The sequence below is a fragment of the Roseomonas rosulenta genome (assembly GCF_016106005.1).
Lineage (GTDB): Bacteria > Pseudomonadota > Alphaproteobacteria > Acetobacterales > Acetobacteraceae > Neoroseomonas > Neoroseomonas rosulenta.
The window spans coordinates 1-17,075 of record NZ_JACADR010000083.1 but is presented as its reverse complement, the minus strand read 5'-3'; the positions used below and the strand labels follow the sequence as shown (position 1 = coordinate 17,075).

Here is a 17,075-nt window from a genome sequence, read left to right as displayed (position 1 = left end):
CCGTCGCGGATGGCGCCGAGGTCGCGCGGGGCGAAGCGGTCGAGCGACAGGCGCGCCAGCGCGCGCGCCATGTCTGGCGCGCCTTTCAGCGCAGCGCGCAGCGCGCCGCGCAGTGCATCGGCGCCGTGCAGGAAGGCCACCGCGTCGTGGCGCGCGGTGACGGGCACGAGTTCCGCCAGGGGCGCGGCAAGGCGCGCGGCGAGTTCGCGCGCACCGGCGGCGGTGACGGTGCGGTCCACCGCGGCCAGCAGGGAGTGCCGTGCCTCGCCGCGTTCGCTGCGCAGGATCTCGAGGCTGCGGCGCGTCGCGCCATCCATCTGCAGCAGGCCCTGCCCGCCCGAGGGCACGGGCGGGGCGAGGCGCGGCAGAGCGCCGGCCTGGGTGAGGCGAACATAGTCCACCGCCATGGCGGCGGCGGCCACTTCCTCCGGCGCGAAGGCGCCGAAGCCTTCCAGCGTGGCGACGGCGAAGGCCTCCGTCACGCGGCGCAGGCCGTCGCGTGGCGGTTCGATATGGGCGATGCGGTCGGCCAGCGGTGCGAGCGCGGGGGTGCGGGCCAGGGTTTCGGGGGCGAGCACCTCGGCCGGCTCGAGCCGCGCGACCAGCGCGGGCAGGTCGGCCGTCGCCAGGGACTGCGTGCCGAAGGCGCCATTTGTCACGTCCAGCCATGCCGCGCCGAGACGGTCGCCGAGCGGTGCCAGCGCCAGCAGCCAGGCGGGGCGCGCGGCATCCAGCAGCGATTCCTCGATGACCGTGCCGGGCGTCACCACGCGGACCACCTCGCGCCGGATGGTGGGAGCCTTGCGGCGCTTCGCCTCCTCCGGCGTTTCCATCTGGTCGCAGATCGCGACGCGGAAGCCCTGGCGGATCAGCCGCGCGAGGTAGGCCTCGTGCGCATGGGCGGGTACGCCGCACATCGGCACCCGTTCGCCGCGATGCTCGCCGCGGTAGGAGAGCGCGATGTCGATGGCGGCGGAGGCCGCCTCGGCATCGGCGAAGAACAATTCGTAGAAGTCGCCCATGCGGAAGAAGACCAGCGCATCCGGATGCGCGGCCTTCGCCGCAAACCACTGGGCCAGCGCCGGGGTCGCGCCTTCGGCGCGCGGGATCCGAGGTTCGCCTTCGGCGCGCGGACCCGCGGCGGCACTGTCGGCCTGTTGAATCCGCTTGCTCTCGGGGCCGGGGGCGCCTGTCATGCACTGGCTCTAGACCGGAAAACGGCAGGGAGGGAGGGTGTCATGCAACTCGACGGCCTGGATCACGCGAACCTGCGATGCCGCCCGCAGGACCTGCCGGCGGCGCTAGAATTCTACCGCGACCTGCTCGGACTGACCGAGGGCCCGCGGCCGTCCTTCGATTTCCCGGGCCATTGGCTCTATGCCGGCGGGCGGCCGGTGCTGCACCTGGCGGCGCGCGAGACGGTCGGGCCGCCGGAAGGGCCGGCCCAGGGTGCGTCCTTCGAGCATGTCGCCTTCCGCGCGCGCGGCCTGCCGGAGGTGCGGGCGCTGCTCGCGGCCAGGGCCGTGCCCTATGCCGAGGCCCCGCTGCCGGGCTTCCCGCTGCACCAGCTGTTCCTGACAGACCCCTTCGGCCTGCGGGTGGAACTGACCTTCGACATGACGGATGCGTCGAACGCCTGACGCGGCCGGGCCGTTTCCCGGCCACCGCCGCCGTCGTAGCCTCATGGCCGACGGGCGCGCCACGATGCCCGAGGAGGAACGCACCATGATCCAACGCCGCACCCTGCTGGCCGCCGGCGCCGCGCTGACGGCCGCGCCCGCCGTCGCGCAGAACACCCGCGCCACCACGCTGCGCTTCGTCCCCCAGGCCAACCTGTCGGTGCTCGACCCGATCTTCACCACCGCCACCGTCACCGGCAACCACGGCTACTACGTGTACGACACGCTGTATGGCGTGGATGCGCAGCTTGCGCCGAAGCCGCAGATGGTCGAGGGGCACGAGACATCGTCGGACGGCCTGACCTGGAAATTCCGCCTGCGCGAGGGGCTGCGCTTCCACGATGGCAGCCCGGTGCGCTCGGCCGACTGCATCGCCTCCATCAGGCGCTGGTGCGCGCGCGAGCCCTTCGGGCAGCTGCTGGCGCGCGTGGTGGATGACTGGTCGGCAACCGACGACCGCAACTTCCAGGTGCGGCTGAAGCGCGCCTTCCCGCTGCTGCTGGATGCGCTGGCGAAGCCCGATTCCTCGACGCTGTTCATCATGCCCGAGCGCATCGCCGCCACCGATCCCGGCCGCGCCATCACGGAAGTGGTGGGCTCCGGCCCCTTCCGCTTCGTCGCCGCCGAGTACAATTCCGGCTCGCGCGTGGTGTACGAGAAGTTCGACGCCTATGTCCCGCGCAGCGAGGCGCCGTCCTGGACCTCCGGGGCCAAGGTCGCGCATTTCCGCCGCATCGAATGGCACATCCTGCCCGATCCGGCGACCGCCGCCGCCGCGCTGCAGAACGGCGAGGTGGATTGGTGGGAACGCCCGCACCCCGACCTCGGCCCGCTGCTGGCGCGGTCGCGCGACGTGCGGCGGGAGGTGACCGACCCGCTCGGCCGACTCGCGGTGATGCGCATGAACTGCCTGCACCCGCCCTTCGACGATGTGCGCATCCGGCGCGCGGTGCGGCTGTCGGTGCTGCAGGAGGACTACATGCGCGCCTCACGCGGGGATGAGCGCAGCGACTGGGACCTGTGTCGCAGCCTCTGGCCGCGCGGCACGCCCTACTACAACGACGAGGGCGCGGCGATGATGCCGGGTGAGCTGGATCGCGCCCGCACGGCATTGCGGGAGGCCGGCTACGCCAACCAGCGCGCCGTTATCATCAACCCGACCGACTTCCCCGATATCGGGCCGCTCGGGCAGGTCTCGGCGGACCGGCTGAAGCGGATCGGCATGAACATCGACCTGGCGGAAAGCGACTGGGGCACGGTGGTGCAGCGGCGCAACAACCGCGAGCCGGTGGAGCGCGGCGGCTGGTCGATGCTGCACACCACCGGCGGTGCGACCGCCTGGGCCAACCCGGCGCTGTCCTTCCTGGTGCGCGGGCAGGGCCTGCAGGGCTGGTTCGGCTGGTGGTCGAGCCCCCGCGCGGAGGAGCTGGCCGAAGCCTGGCTGTTCTCGACCGACCCCGAACGCCAGAAGGCACTGGCCGGCGAGCTGGGCCGGCACGCGCTGGAGGACGCGGCCTTCCTGCCGCTCGGCCAGTTCCGCATCCGCACGGCGTTCCGGCGCGACCTGACGGGGATGCTGGAGGGGTCGTCGCCCTATCCGTGGAACCTGCGGCGGGGGTAGCGCGCCGCCGTCCCGCGCCTGCGAAGCCGGGGGGTCGCAAGGCGGCCCGCCCGGGGCCATGATGTGCGTTCCGATCAATCGCTTCCCGGGGAAAGACAAGAAGCCATGGATGACGTGAAGCCGCCCGCGGAAGACACGCGCACCGCCCGCGTCACGGGCGAGGAAGCGCTCGCCATGCATGCCGAGGGGCGCCCCGGCAAGCTCGAGATCCGCCTGACCAAGCCGCTGGTGACGGCGCGCGACCTGTCACTGGCCTATTCGCCCGGCGTGGCGGAACCCTGCCTGCACATCCACCGCGACCCCAAGCTGGCCTACGACTACACGGCGAAGGGGAATTTCGTGGCGGTGATCAGCAACGGCACGGCGGTGCTGGGGCTGGGCAACCTGGGCGCGCTGGCGTCCAAGCCCGTGATGGAGGGCAAGGTCGCGCTGTTCAAGCGCTTCGCCGATGTCGACGGCATCGACCTGTGCGTCGACACCGAGGACGTGGACGCCTTCGTCAATTCCATCCGCTACCTTGGCCCGTCCTTCGGGGGCATCAACCTCGAGGACATCAAGGCGCCGGAATGCTTCGTCATCGAGCAGCGCCTGCGCGAGCTGATGGACATCCCGGTCTTCCATGACGACCAGCACGGCACCGCCATCGTCGCCGCCGCCGGGCTGATCAACGCCATCCACCTGACCGGGCGCGACATCAGGACCACGCGGCTGGTGATCAACGGCGCCGGCGCCGCCAGCATCGCCTGCGCCGAGCTGGTCAAGGCCATGGGCATGCGGTCCGAGAACGTGATCCTGTGCGACACCAAGGGCGTGATCTACCGCGGCCGCACCGAGGGCATGAACCAGTGGAAATCGGCGCATGCGACGGCGACCAACGCACGCACGCTGATGCAGGCGCTGGAGGGTGCCGACGTGTTCTTCGGCCTGTCGGTGAAGGGCGCGCTGACACCCGAGATGCTGCGCGCCATGGCGCCCAAGCCGATCCTCTTCGCCATGGCGAACCCCGACCCCGAGATCACGCCGGATGAGGCGCGCGCCGCGCGGCCGGACTGCATCATCGCCACCGGACGCTCGGACTACCCGAACCAGGTCAACAACGTGCTGGGCTTCCCCTTCATCTTCCGAGGCGCGCTGGATGTGCGCGCCAGCACCATCAACGACGCGATGAAGATCGCCGCGGCGGAAGCCCTGGCCATGCTGGCGCGCGAGGACGTGCCCGAGGAAGTGGCCGGTGCGGGGGCAGGAAAGGCGCTGCGCTTCGGCCCCGAATACATCATCCCGAACGCCTTCGACCCACGGCTGATTTCCCGCGTCTCGCCCGCCGTGGCGAAGGCGGCGATGGACAGCGGCGTGGCGCGCAAGCCGCTGATCGACCTGCAGCGCTATGCGCGCGACCTCGCAACGCGCCTCGATGCCACCGCCGGCGCGATGGAGGCGATCAGCGAGAGCGTCCGCCAGAACCCCAAGCGCGTGGTCTTCGCCGAGGGCGAGGAGGAGAAGGTGATCCGCGCCGCGATCGCCTTCCGCAACGCCGGCTATGGCACGCCGGTGCTGGTCGGGCGCGAGGACCGCATCGCCGCCATCACCGCCGCCATCGGCATCCCGCTGCCCGAGGGCATCGAGATCCACAATGCGCGGCTGTCGGATTCGAACCGGCGCTATGCCGAGTTCCTCTATGCCAAGCGCCAACGCACCGGCTTCCTGTTCCGCGACTGCCAGCGCCTGGTGAACCAGGACCGCAACGTCTTCGGCGCCTGCATGGTGGCGATGGGCGATGCTGATGCGATCGTGACGGGCTCCACGCGGTCCTATTCCGTGGCGCTCGAAGGCATCAATATGGCGATCGACCCGGTGCCGGGGCGCGTCGTGTTCGGCGTGTCGATCGTGGTGTCGCGGCGGGCCGGCACGGTGCTGGTGGCGGACACAGCCATCCATGAGCGCCCAGATGCGGAGACGCTGGCCGGCATCGCGCGCGGGTCGGCCGCGGCAGCGCGCCGGCTGGGGCTCGAGCCGCGCGTGGCCTTCCTGTCCTTCTCGACCTTCGGCGATCCGCGCGGGACCATCCCGGGTTCGATCCGCGAGGCGGTGAAGCTGCTGTCCGAGAAGGGCACGGATTTCGAGTTCGATGGAGAAATGTCGGCCGATGTCGCGCTCGATCCCGGATTGCGCGCGTCGCTGTATCCGTTCTGTCGCCTCACCGGGCCGGCCAACGTGCTGGTGATGCCGGGCATGCACGCGGCGCACATCCTCACCAAGGCCGTGCCGAAGCTGACGGGGGCCACGGTGATCGGCCCGCTGCTGACCGGGCTCACGCATTCCGCGCAGGTCGTGCCGATGCAGGCTGGGGTGAACCAGATGCTCGATGTGGCCTGCCTCGCGGCCCATGCGGCGGTGAAGCGGTAGCATGCCGCCGCCGGTCTGCACGATCGGCTACGAGGGCGCGACACCCGACGCGCTGATCGCGACGCTGCGCGCGGCGGGGATCGAGACGCTGGTGGATGTGCGCGCGCTGGCGAACAGCCGACGGCCGGGCTTCGCCAAGGGCGCGCTGTCGGCGGCGCTGGAGGCGGCGGGCATCGGCTACCTGCATCTGCGCGCGCTGGGCACGCCGGCCGAGGGGCGCGCGGCGGCGCGCGCCGGGAAGCCCGCGATGATGCGGCGCATCTTCGCCGCGCATCTCGCGGGCGACGAAGCGCAGGCGGCGCTGGCGAACGTGTCGGACCTGGCGCGGCGGCGGCGCGTCTGCCTGCTGTGCCTCGAGGCCGATCCGGCACAGTGCCACCGCACGCTGGTGGCCGAGGCGATGGGCCTCGGCGTGCAGCACCTCAGCCCCGGTGGATCGCGCTGAGCGGGGCCGTCAGGCCGCGAGCAGGGCGCGGACCTCGCGCCTGATGAAGGCCGCGTCCTCGGGATTCGCGACAGGATTACCGGCGCGGTGGCCCCAGATGGAGGGGATCGGCGCCAGGCGGCCGTGCCTGAGGTGCGGCAGTTCCGCGGCGTTGTCGGCCACGCGGAAATACAGGTCGGTCTCCGAGGGCATCAGCAGCACACGCGCGGCGATGCGGCGCAGCGCGGCGTCCAGGTCGCCGCCATCGGCGATGTCGCCGGCGTCCCAGGTGCGCAGCTGCGCCAGCAGGTCGGCGGCGGCGCGGCGGCCGAAGCGGTCTTCCCAGTCCGTGCGGTAGAAAGTCTCGAGGTCCGGCGCCTTGAGCGCACTCAGGTGCAGCCCGGCGCGGTAGAAATCCTGGCTCAGCGCCCAGCCGGCATAGAGGCGGCCGAAGGCCCGCAGCGCCGCGCGCGGCTGCGCGGCGAACAGCGCCGTGCCGTCGTACTCGGGTGCGGCTTCCAGCACCGCCATCATGCCGGCCAGGAAGACGCGGTTATGCGTAGCCGTGCGCGCGCTGCCGCAATTGATCACGGCGCGCGGCACAGCGTCCGGGTACGTCGCGGCCCAGTGGTAGGCCTGCTGCGCGCCCATCGACCAGCCATAGACGGCGTGCAGGCGCTCCACGCCGAACACCTCCGCCAGCAGGCGGCGCTGCGCGGCGATGTTGTCGTGTGCGGTGACCAGCGCCGGCCAGGGCGCGGTGTTGCTCGGCGAGGAGGACAGCCCGTTGCCGAACATGTTCGGGATGACGATGAACCAGCGTGTCGGGTCCAGCACGCCCTCGGGGCCGATCAGCCATTCGAGGTCCGGGTGCTGCGCGCCGTAGCTGGTGGGATACAGCACGACATTGTCGCGCGCCGGCGAGAGCGTTCCATGCGCACGCCACACCAGCTTCGCATCCGGCAGAACGCCACCGCGCTTCAGCGGAAGGTCGCCCAGGGAGAAGACGCCCACCTGTACCGGCCAGGTCATGCGATCGGCTCGCGATGCAGTTCGACGGCGATGCCCTCCAGCCCCGGCACCGCGGGGTAGCGGCGCATCACCTCCGGATCATGGCCGGGGATGATGTGCGCGGGCGAGGGCGCCAGCGCGCGCAGCCGGTCGAAGCCGTCCAGCATGCCACCGACATGAAAGGCAGTGGTGAAGGGACGGCCGCTCTCCATGTTCTCGTAGAAATGCGTGACGTCGGAGGCGAGCACGACCTGCCCGCGCTCGGTCTCCACGCGAATGCATTGCAGCCCCGCCGAATGCCCGGCCGCGACATGCAGCGTGATGCCGGGTGCCAGTTCGTCGTCGCCGTCGTGGAACACCACGCGGTCGGCATAGGTCATGCGCAGGATGCCGACCACGTCCTCGACCTCGAAGGAATGGCGCAGGCGCCTGTGCTTCATGTAGTGGCCGCAGGCGTAGTGCATCTCTGCCTCCTGCAGGTGGAAGCGCGCACGCGCGAATTTGTGGAAGGTGCCGACATGGTCGTAGTGCAGGTGGGAGATGACCACGTCCTCCACCGCATCGGGCTCGATGCCGAGCAGCCGCAGGCTGTCCACCGGGCAACGGAACCAGGTGCGGCCGCGCTTCCTGGCCACCGGCTCGGTGAAGCCGGTGTCGAGCACGATGGCCTGGCCATCCCGCACCATGGCCCAGACGAAATAGTCCATCGGCATGGGCGCGTCATGCGGGTCGCCGCCGATGAAGTGCTCGTGCCGTCGCGCCTCGCGCATGGCGTAGCGCAGCGCATAGACCTTCCAGCTCATCGGGCGCCATCGGCGTCGAGCACCGCCTGCACATCAGCCGGGTCGCATTTGATCGCGACACCCGCGCGGTCGAGCTGCATTTTCATCGGCACGCGGCTGTCGAGCGCCTCCCAGCCCGGGTGGTTCAGCGCCTCGTTGAAATCCTCGAGCACCAGGTTGCACAGGCGCATCGGCACGCCGAGCGCGCGGCCCATCTCGATCGCCAGCGAGACATCCTTGTGCGCCAGCTTCAGCGTGAACGACGGCGGATCGTAGGTCTCAACCAGGAACTGGTCGGCGAGCCTGTCGAAGGTGCGGCGGCGCCCCAGCGCGCCCTGGCGCACCGCCTCCCACAATTCCAGCGGGTCCATTCCCGCCTTCACGCCCATGGAGAAGACCTCCGCCATCACGGTCTGGATGGCGTAGCCGGCCATGTTGTGCACCAGCTTCGCCACCGTGGCGGAGCCTGCGGGGCCGATGTAGCGCGCCTGGTCGCCGAAGGCGTCGAGCACCGGCTTGAAGCGGTCATAGGCTGCGCGGTCACCGCCGACCCAGATCGCCAGCCTGCCCGTCTCCGCCCCCTTCGGCCCGCCGCTGACCGGCGCGTCGAAGCCATAGCCGCCCTTGGCCGCCATGGCGTCGGCGAAGCGCCGCACCAGCGCCTGGGAATTGGTCGAGAGGTCGAAATACGCTGCCCCCGGCTTCACGCCGGCGAGGATGCCGTCCTCGCCGAAGACCACCGGCTCGACTTCCTTCGGGCCAGGCAGGGAGGTGAAGATCACGTCGGATTGCTCGGCCACCGCGCGTGGCGTCTCGGCCCAGACGGCGCCGGCGGCGAGGCGATTGGCGCCGGCTTCCCGCCGCACATCGTGGATCACCAGCGCATAGCCCGCCTTCTGCAGGTTGGCCGCCATGAAGGCACCCATGGTGCCGAGGCCGATGAACCCGATCTTCATGGCCTCAGCCCTTGTCCTGCTCTTCGAACACGTCGGTCGCGACATGGGCGGCCGTCATCGCCGAAGGCCAGCCGGAATAGATCGCAAGGTGCGTGATCGCCTCGGTCACTTCCTCGCGCGTCAGCCCGTTCGCGAGGCCGCGCTGGATGTGCCCGTCGAGCTGGTCGGTCCAGCCGAGCGCCGTGAGCGCCGCGATCGTCACCAGCGACCGGTCGCGCTTGGACAGCTGCGGGCGCTCCCAGACATCGGCATAGGCGTACTGCTCCGTCATCTCGATGAGCTTGCCGAAGTGCGGCCTGATGCGGTTGCGGCGTTCAATGTTGGACTTGGCCATGGGGTACGTTTTCCTTCAGTCCCGGAAGCCGGGATCGGTACGGTCGAGCATGCGCAGCAGCCCCTGCCATTCCAGCGGGCCATAGGTGCGCGAATTGCCGGGCGCGTACATGGAGCAGGACTTCTCCACGACCTCGGGGCTCGGCATTTCCAGCTCCGTGTTGCAGGCCATGGCGGCGAGCTGCGCCTGGCACGCGCGCTCAAGCCCCCACATGGCGATAAAGGTCTCCGACACGCTGGCGCCGAGCGTGAGCAGACCATGGTTGCGCAGGATGCAGTAGTTCAGCGGGCCGATGGACTGCGCCAGCAGGTCGCGCTCCGAAGGGTCGCGTTCCGGCCCACGGAAATCGTGATAGGCGATGCGCCCGTAGAAGCGCGTGGCGGTCTGCGTCAGCGGCAGCAGGCCGCATTTCAGCGCGCTGACGGCCATGCCGGCGATGGTGTGCGTGTGCATCGCCGCCATGGCATCGGGCCGCGCGCGGTAGATCGCGCTGTGGATGGTGAAGCCCGCCGGGTGCAGGCCATAGGGCAGGTCGGGGCGGTACAGCACCTCGCCCTGCTCGTTCACCTTGAGCAGCGAGGAGGCGGTGATCTCGCTGAACAGCAGCCCGTTCGGGTTGATCAGGAACTGCCCCGGCGCATCCGGCACGCGCGCGGTGATGTGGGTGTAGATCATGTCCGACATGCCGTAGCGGTCGCACAGCCGGTAGCAGGCCGCGAGGTCGACCCGCGCCTGCCATTCGGCCGCGCTGACCGAACCCTGCAACGGCGCGATGCGAAGTGCCGACGTCTCGTTCATGGCTCGCTCCCCACAGGTCCCAGGTCGTAGCGCGTCATATCGTCGAGCGTCTCGCCGAACCAGGCGCGGATGCCGGCCCGCTGCTTGCCGATCGGGCGCGGCACGCCGTTCTCCACCACCATGGGCAGGTCATGGCCCGGGATCAGGAGGCAGCCAGGGCGCTCGCGGCAGATGTCCCACACCATGTCGATCGTCGCACGGCTGATCGCGGGGTCGTAGGTCATGTCGGTGCGGCGCGTGGTCAGCTCGACGCGGTTCTTCACGGCATCCTGCAGCAGCACGCAGTCCTGCCCGTCGCCGCCGATGACGAAGATCAGGTGGCCGGGCGTGTGGCCGGGCGAGAGGCGCGCGACGATGCCTGGCAGCACCTCGTCCCCGTCATCGACGAGGCGCAGCGTCGGCCAGCGCGAAAGTGCGGCGATCGCATGCTCGGGCACGGCGGTCTCACCCCAGGCCACGCCCAGCGCCCAGGCCAGTTCCACGCGCCCGATCCAGATGCGCGCCTGGCGGAACATCGGCCAGTTGACCGAATGGTCGTGGTGGGAATGGCTCAGCAGCAGGTCGGTGACGTCGCCGGGCGCGATGCCGCGCTGCTTCAGGTGCTCGAGCAGCGGGCGGCGCAGCCCATAGCCGCCGCCATCCAGAACAACGATGCGGCCATGGCCGCGCAGCAGCACCACCGTGCTCCAGCCGAGGCCCCCATGCAGCACCGCCTTGCCCGGATACCCCGTGACCAGGATCTCGAGATCCCAGCCGCCGCCCTGCCATGCCATGTCGCGCTTCCCTTACCGGCGGGAAGCGTAGAGCGATGCCGCGGCGCCGACCAGACGGCGCCTGGCGTCAGGCGGCGGTGCCGCGCGGCGACGCGCGCAGGCGCCGCACCTTGCCGGTATCGGCCGGCGGCTCGGCGCCGGTGAAGATCCGTTCGACCGCATCCAGCCGCTCGGCGACCGGCGCCTCCACCTCGCCCACGGCGGTCACGACCTCGCGAACCATGGCGAAGGCTTCGGCACGCATCGCCGGGTCGTCGGGCAACAGCGCCGGCAGCGCGGCGATGGCGGCGGGCTCGTCGATCAGCAGCATGAAGAACTGCAGGCGCAGCATCCGCTTGAACTCGGCCAGCGGCATCCGGTCGGCGCCATAGGCCGCGCGGATGCGGCGGATCACGGCAAAGGACCGCTCGTCGGCGGTGCCGGTGGGCAGGCGGATCCACAGCAGCGCGCGGACCACCGCTTCCGGCAGGCCGCCGGCCGGGATCATGGCGCGCAGCCGCTCGGTGGCCAGCGCCACGAAGCGCTCGTGGTCGGGCGAGAGCCCCGGGCGCTGGCGCGGCGGCGCGCTCTCGGCCGACACGCCGGTCAGCGCCTGGACGACGGGGGATCCATAGACCGCGCGGAACATGGTCTCGCTCAGCGCGTCGCGCTGGCGGCCGTAGTCGGACAGCGCCGTCTCGATCGCCTGCGAGACCGCACGTTCCGCCGTGCGGCCCGGATTGTCCGGGTCGACCGACTGGCGCCCTGCCTGCAGCACGGGTGCCAGCGCGCGCACCCAGCCCATCCAGGGATTGCGGTCCGAGAACAGCGTGTAGGACAGCCGCGCGGGATGCAGCTGCTCCAGCGCGCGCACCACGGGCGGCGTCGCCATGGCGCGCACCACCGGCTGGGCGAAGCTGCGATACAGTGCGACATTCGCCTCGGACACGCGGCGCACGGCGGCGAAGCGCGCCTCGTCCTCGGGGTCGGTGGCGCCGTGCTGCGCGAGGTCGGCCAGCTGCCGCGCCTCGAAGGAAACCAGCCACTCGCCGCGGGTCAGCTCGGCGCCGGGCTTGCCGGCGCTCTCCTGCAGCACCGCCTCGTAGAGGCCGGGCGGCAACACGTCGATCATGTCCATGTTGGACGCGAACTCGTTGTGCTCCTTCCGCGCCACCCCGCCCGAGACGAAGATGCCGAGGTGCCCGATGCTGCCATGCACGGAATAGACGATGGTCTGGCCGTGCGTGCGCAGGTCGTCGATGTCGCCGTACAGGTCGGTGACCCAGGACAGCGCCTGCGCCGGCGGCGTGATGTCGTCGCCCTCCGAGCAGAATACGATGATGGGCGACTGGATGGCGCGCAGGTCCACCCGCGTGCCGTCGGAGAAGGTGAGCTCACCCGTCGCCAGGCGGTTGCCGACGAACAGCTTGTCGACGATGAACGCCATCTCCTCGGCGTTCAGGGTGACGTGGCCGCCCCACCATTGCTCGAAGCCGAGGTAGCGTTCCGCCGCGCGGTCGACATCGGCCCAGACCTCGTACTGCTTGGTCCAGTAAGTGTTGGCAGGGTTGCCGCTCTCGAAGTTGCTGACCAGCCAGGCGCCGTCGAACCGGCCGCCGCCGAGGTCGCCGGTCATGTGCGTGAGCCAGGACCCGCCGAGCAGCCCGCCCAGGTAGCGCATCGGCGCATGGCCCTGCCGCCCGGCCCAGTACGACACGGGCGTGCCGGCCACCATCAGCGGGCCGAAGGCCTCGGGGCGGATCGCGGCGGCCATGAGCAGCGCCCAGCCGGCCTGGCAGTTGCCGATGGCGACGGGCTTGCCCTCGGCGCCGTGATGGCGGCGCCCGACCTCCTCGGCAAAGGCGATGATGGCGCGGACCACGTCCTCGATGGTCTGGCCGGGCTCGGGTTCGGGGCGGAAGCCCACGAAGTAGCAGGGGTGGCCGGCATTGATCGCGACGCCGATCTCGCTATCCGCCTTGAAGCCGCCGATGCCCGGGCCGTGGCCGGCGCGCGGGTCGATCACGATGAAGGGGCGGTTCAGCGGGTCAGCGAGCGGGGCGCCCTCGGGCGGCGTGACGCGCGCCATCCAGTAGTTGACCGGCCGCGGCAGGTCGCGCCCGTCGCGCACCAGCTCGAAGCCGAAGCTGAGGACGTTGCGCATCGGGTCGTCCTCGCGTTCGAGGAACGCGTTGCCGCGCCGGCGCAGGACGTCGAGGAACAGCACGCTGCGCTGCCAGGCATCGACGGCATAGGCCGCCCAGGGGAATGGGCCGAGATCGGGTGTCATGGCTGGGCTCCTTGTTCGGCGCGCGCGGAACGGCCCGCGCCGAAGGTCCGGCGCCGGCCGAGGTCAGGGCGTTTCAGAAGCATGATACTGAACCCGGGCTCCCGAAACGCGATACGAAACAAGCATGACCAGGGCGGCGCAGGACCGCCTTGATTCACCGCAATCCCGGCGGCGCTATGCGCCGAGGCCGCCCTCGGGTTCCGCGCGCATCTCGGCGAAGACGCCGCGCGCCACGATCAGCCCCTCGCGCACCGAAGGCAGGCCGATATAGCCGGACAGGTGCAGCAGGACCTCCGAGAGCTCCTGTTCCGACCAGCCGGCGCGCCGCGCCATGCGCAGGTGGATCGCCAGCTCCGGCCAGGCATGCGTCGCGGTATCGGAGACCACGCAGATCAGCGTGCGCGTCCTGGCATCCAGCCCCGGGCGCGCCCAGAGCTTCGCGAAGACCGCCTCGCGCGCATAGTCGCCGAAGGCCTCCATGATCGGGTCGTCATAGACGCCCTTGGCCATGCGCTCGACCATCGCCGCGCCCATCAGGTCGCGCCTCACGGCGTCGCCCTTGTGCCAGTCGTCGGATTTCGACATCTCGCGTTCCTCCATGGTGCGGGGCGAGCCTACACCGGACCCGCGGCACGCATCAGGCCAGGTCGTGGCGGCCCTCGGCCCGCAGGCGGTCGCCGACGACATCGAAGGTGCGCGCGCCGACTTCGGGCGGCATGGGCGCGAGCCAGGGCGCGGCGTCCAGCGTCTCCTGCGCATCCGCCCGCCCATGCGTCCAGCGTTCCTCCATGGTTGCGCGGCCGAACTCGTAGTCCTTGGTCTGGCCCTGCTCGTCCTCGGGGCGGTAGATCAGCTGGGCGATGTCCATCGTGGTGACGCAGGCGAATTCGTATAGGGAATGCGCCTCGGGCGTGTCGCGCAGCGCGGGTGGCAGCTTCCCGAGCAGCGTGTTGATGTTGTGCCGCAGGTCGTGGGTGGTGCGGATGACGTCGGATCCCGCCCGGGTCCGGCTGCTGTAGCGGATGTCCTTCTCGCGCTCCGCAGCTTCCAGCAGGGTGCGCGGCAGGCGCCCGCGCGCGGGGAACACGTCCACCTGAAACACCAGGCGCGACCGGCGCGGCACCTTCGTGATCACGTATTGCAGCGGCGTGTTCGACACCAAGCCGCCGTCCCAGAAATGCTCGCCGTCGATCTCGATCGCGGGGAAGCCCGGCGGCAGCGCGCCGCTGGCCATGACGTGCTCGACCCGCAGCGGCATCTCGGCGCTGTCGAAATAGGCGAAGTTGCCGGTGCGCACGTTCACCGCGCCCACGCTCAACCGGATGCCATCCGGGTGGTTGATGCGGTCGAAATCGACCAGCGATTCCAGCGTGCCCTTCAGCGCGGAGGTGTCGTAGAAGCTCGTCGGCGGCGGCTCGCGCCACCACGCCTCGGGGGGCCTAGGCTCGAAGAAGCCGGTTTGGCCGAACAGCACCGCGCTGGTCGCGCCGGCGTTGCGGCGCAGTTCGGGCACGGTGCCGAACGCAAGGTCGGTCCAGGCAGCCCAGCGTGGCGGAGTGGTCACCCTCTCCCAGAAGCGGCGCAGCTTCGCGACGCGCTCGCCTGCCGGATTGCCTGCGATGATGGCGGCGTTCACCGCGCCGATCGAGATGCCCGCGACCCAGTCGGGCTGAAACGGGCTGTCGGCGATCGCCTCGTAGACGCCGGCCTGGTAACTGCCGAGCGCGCCGCCGCCCTGCAGCACCAGCGCGACGCGCTTGTCGTAGCCGGAGGCGCGCTTCGGGCCGGGGCGTCGTGCCATGGGCTGCTCCTGTCGATCCGGCCGGATCGTAGCGGGCGGCAGCCGCGGCGCACCCGTTTTCGTCGCGCGGCGCCTCAGCCGAAGCGCATCGTCGGCAGCGCATCCTGGGGGCGCACCAGGTAGCGGTAGCGATACGCCTCCGCCATGCCGAGGCCCGTGTTGAGCGCGAGCGACGCCGCATTCGCGGCCGCCACCTGGCAGAACAGCCAGGCCGCGCCCCGCGTCTGCGCCCAGTGCGCCGCCGCGCGCACCGCCCGCGCGGCCAGGCCGCGGCGGCGGAATTCCGGGCGCACCGCAAGGTCGAAGAAGCCCGCCAGCGTCCCTGCCGCCACCACCGAGATCACCGCCGCGGCGGCATCGCCCTCGCGCAGCGTGATCCAGGCGCCGGGCACCATCAGCAGCGCCGGGGTGCCTTCCTTCTCGCGCCGGCGCGCCGGCGTCTGGTGCTCCGCCGTGGCGGTCACCGCCATCCAGTCGGCATCCGGGGCGGGCCGCGCGACGGCAGTGGCCTCCGCTGCGGCGATGGCGCCGATGGGGGCGAGCAGGATGACCGTCTCGTCCTTCTCGACATAGCCGCGCGCGGTGAGCGCCGCGGCCAGGCCCGGCGGGTCGAGCGGGGTCGATCGGAAGCGCGGCGGCAGGCCCTGCGCGGCATACAGCGCCTCGATCCGCGCGATGCGCTCGTGCAGTTCCGCATCCGGCGCGGGGTCGATCGAGGAGGCGGCGTTGGCGCGTCCCGTCCCGCCGGCGAAGGCGCGCACCACGAAGGGCCCGTCGAAGGCCACGCGCGGCGCCGGCACGCTGGACAGCGCCGCGTGCTCGAGCGCGTGCAGGTCGGGCGTCGCGCGCTCCGGTGCGCGCGGGTCTGACGGGGCGCGCTCCGGCGCGTGCGGGTCTGACGGGGTGCGCTCCGGCGCGCGCAAGTCTGACGGCGTCACGGCTGCAGGCCGAGCCGGCCGATCAGCATTTCCTCCATCCGCGTGGATTCCGTGAGGAAGGCGCCATAGGCAGCGGCGTCGCGGTAGTCCTCGGTCATGTCGTTGCGGGCCAGCGCGGCGCGGAAGGCCTCGTCGCGCATGCCGGCGCGGAAGGCGTTGCGCAGCGTCTCGGCGATCGGGTCAGGCAGGCGGGGCGGGCCGACGATGCCGAAGGGTGCGGTCACGGTCAGGCGATAGCCGAGCTCGCGCAGCGTCGGCGCTTCGGGCCAGCGCGGCAGGCGCTCGGCGCTCCAGACATGCAGCCAGGTGGCCTCGCCCTCATCGACCAGCGTGCCGATGCGCACCGGCCCCGCCATCACGTCCACGTCGCCGGCGGCCAGCGCGCGCGCGCCGTGCAGCGCGCCGCGGAAGGGCACATGCACCGCCTGCACCCTTTCGCGCAGCAGCAGCCGCGCCATGGTCAGGTGGGCGGTCGAGTTCACGCCGGGGCTGCCATAGGACAGCACGCCGGGCTTCTCGCGCGCTTCCTTGAGGAAGCCGGCCCAGCCATCGGGGAAGCGGCCGGCCTTGGCGATGGCGCCATAGGCCGCGCCGGCCACACCCAGCAGCGGCGTGGTGTCGCCGGGGATCTCGAAGGGCATCTGTTCCAGCAGCGCGGTCCGCAGCGCGGCGGCGGGAAGCTGCGCGACCAGGCGCCCGTCGGGCGGTGCCGAGACCAGCGCGGTGATGGCGCGCATCCCGGCGCGGCCGGGCTTGTTCTCGACCTCGATCTCCTGCCCGAGCGTGGGTTCGGCGGCATCGGCCAGGGCGCGCATCACCACGTCGTTGGTGCCGCCGGCGGCGAAGGGCACCAGCAGGCGCACCGGCCCGGCCGGCGTCCAGGCACGGGCCGGCCGCCGGACCGCCGGCACCGCGAGAGCGCCGAGCAGCAGCGCGCGTCGCACCAACCCGGACATCAGCCGTGTGTCCTCCATCCCGTGCGCGGGGCCGCCGCGCCGCCTGCGCAGGCCCGCCGCATCGCGCCAGCGACCGGCCGTTGCATTCCGTTGCGCGGCGGACACGCGCCCGTCACGCCACTCTGGCCTTCTGGATGGCATGAAGCGGTGACGGAGGAAAGATGGTGCGCAAGGGAACGGGCACGCAGGCGCTGGCGATGCTGGCGGCGGCATGGATCATGGCGGCGATGCCCGCCGGCGCGCAGGCGCCTGGCGGTATTCGCGCGCGCCTCGCGGCGGCGGACGACGCGCTCGCCTCGGGCCGCGTCAGCCTCGCGCGGGAGGAGATCG

16 protein-coding genes are annotated in these 17,075 nt (G+C 71.4%); 4 read left to right on the top strand and 12 right to left on the bottom strand.

What is annotated here, in order from left to right:
- A partial coding sequence (locus HW578_RS12215) for a MutS N-terminal domain-containing protein (protein WP_456308277.1) occupies positions 1 to 1,196 on the bottom strand: 1,196 nt, incomplete at its 3' end.
- A gap of 42 nt (positions 1,197 to 1,238) precedes the next feature.
- Between HW578_RS12215 and HW578_RS12210 the strand changes: the two genes are divergently transcribed.
- From HW578_RS12210 to HW578_RS12195, 4 genes are all read left to right on the top strand, one after another.
- Positions 1,239 to 1,640, top strand: a complete 402-nt coding sequence (locus tag HW578_RS12210; protein WP_198370830.1) for a VOC family protein — start codon at positions 1,239 to 1,241, stop codon at positions 1,638 to 1,640.
- Positions 1,641 to 1,725: 85 nt separating this feature from the next.
- A complete protein-coding gene (locus tag HW578_RS12205) occupies positions 1,726 to 3,300 on the top strand; it encodes an ABC transporter substrate-binding protein (protein ID WP_198370829.1) in 1,575 nt (524 codons plus the stop codon).
- Positions 3,301 to 3,405: 105 nt separating this feature from the next.
- Positions 3,406 to 5,703, top strand: a complete 2,298-nt coding sequence (locus HW578_RS12200) for an NADP-dependent malic enzyme (protein ID WP_198370828.1) — start codon at positions 3,406 to 3,408, stop codon at positions 5,701 to 5,703.
- 1 nt (position 5,704) lies between these two features.
- Positions 5,705 to 6,148 (top strand): DUF488 domain-containing protein, encoded by a 444-nt coding sequence (locus HW578_RS12195; protein ID WP_198370827.1) that lies wholly within the window; start codon positions 5,705 to 5,707, stop codon positions 6,146 to 6,148.
- Between the two features lie 9 nt (positions 6,149 to 6,157).
- Here the strand turns inward: HW578_RS12195 and HW578_RS12190 are convergent, their stop codons facing one another.
- The 11 genes from HW578_RS12190 to HW578_RS12140 all read right to left on the bottom strand — a co-directional run bounded on the left by HW578_RS12190 (position 6,158) and on the right by HW578_RS12140 (position 16,745).
- The gene (locus HW578_RS12190; RefSeq protein WP_198370826.1) at positions 6,158 to 7,159 is read right to left on the bottom strand and encodes an alpha/beta fold hydrolase; all 1,002 of its coding nucleotides are present in this window, start codon (positions 7,157 to 7,159) and stop codon (positions 6,158 to 6,160) included.
- Positions 7,156 to 7,941 carry an N-acyl homoserine lactonase family protein gene (locus tag HW578_RS12185; RefSeq protein WP_198370825.1) on the bottom strand — a complete coding sequence of 262 codons (786 nt, stop codon included), beginning with the start codon at positions 7,939 to 7,941 and terminating at the stop codon, positions 7,156 to 7,158. The genes HW578_RS12190 and HW578_RS12185 overlap by 4 nt, the downstream gene beginning before the upstream one ends.
- Positions 7,938 to 8,876, bottom strand: a complete 939-nt coding sequence (locus tag HW578_RS12180; protein ID WP_232478908.1) for an NAD(P)-dependent oxidoreductase — start codon at positions 8,874 to 8,876, stop codon at positions 7,938 to 7,940. The genes HW578_RS12185 and HW578_RS12180 overlap by 4 nt, the downstream gene beginning before the upstream one ends.
- A 4-nt stretch (positions 8,877 to 8,880) precedes the next feature.
- Complete coding sequence (locus HW578_RS12175) at positions 8,881 to 9,210, bottom strand: carboxymuconolactone decarboxylase family protein (protein WP_198370823.1); 330 nt, start codon at positions 9,208 to 9,210, stop codon at positions 8,881 to 8,883.
- 15 nt (positions 9,211 to 9,225) lie between these two features.
- Positions 9,226 to 10,008 carry a class II aldolase/adducin family protein gene (locus HW578_RS12170; protein WP_198370822.1) on the bottom strand — a complete coding sequence of 261 codons (783 nt, stop codon included), beginning with the start codon at positions 10,006 to 10,008 and terminating at the stop codon, positions 9,226 to 9,228.
- Positions 10,005 to 10,781, bottom strand: a complete 777-nt coding sequence (locus HW578_RS12165) for an MBL fold metallo-hydrolase (protein ID WP_198370821.1) — start codon at positions 10,779 to 10,781, stop codon at positions 10,005 to 10,007. Before HW578_RS12165 ends, HW578_RS12170 begins: the two co-directional genes overlap by 4 nt.
- Before the next feature lie 67 nt (positions 10,782 to 10,848).
- Positions 10,849 to 13,050, bottom strand: coding sequence for a DUF3141 domain-containing protein (locus tag HW578_RS12160; protein WP_198370820.1), 2,202 nt, complete (start codon positions 13,048 to 13,050; stop codon positions 10,849 to 10,851).
- Between the two features lie 174 nt (positions 13,051 to 13,224).
- The gene (locus HW578_RS12155; protein ID WP_198370819.1) at positions 13,225 to 13,635 is read right to left on the bottom strand and encodes a carboxymuconolactone decarboxylase family protein; all 411 of its coding nucleotides are present in this window, start codon (positions 13,633 to 13,635) and stop codon (positions 13,225 to 13,227) included.
- 52 nt (positions 13,636 to 13,687) lie between these two features.
- On the bottom strand, positions 13,688 to 14,851 hold the full coding sequence (locus tag HW578_RS12150) for a DUF3734 domain-containing protein (protein WP_232478907.1): 1,164 nt from the start codon (positions 14,849 to 14,851) through the stop codon (positions 13,688 to 13,690).
- A gap of 74 nt (positions 14,852 to 14,925) precedes the next feature.
- Entirely contained in the window at positions 14,926 to 15,789 is an 864-nt protein-coding gene (locus HW578_RS12145; protein WP_369407881.1) for a GNAT family N-acetyltransferase, read from the bottom strand.
- Positions 15,786 to 16,745, bottom strand: a complete 960-nt coding sequence (locus HW578_RS12140) for a Bug family tripartite tricarboxylate transporter substrate binding protein (protein ID WP_198370818.1) — start codon at positions 16,743 to 16,745, stop codon at positions 15,786 to 15,788. Before HW578_RS12140 ends, HW578_RS12145 begins: the two co-directional genes overlap by 4 nt.
- Positions 16,746 to 17,075: the final 330 nt, after the last annotated feature.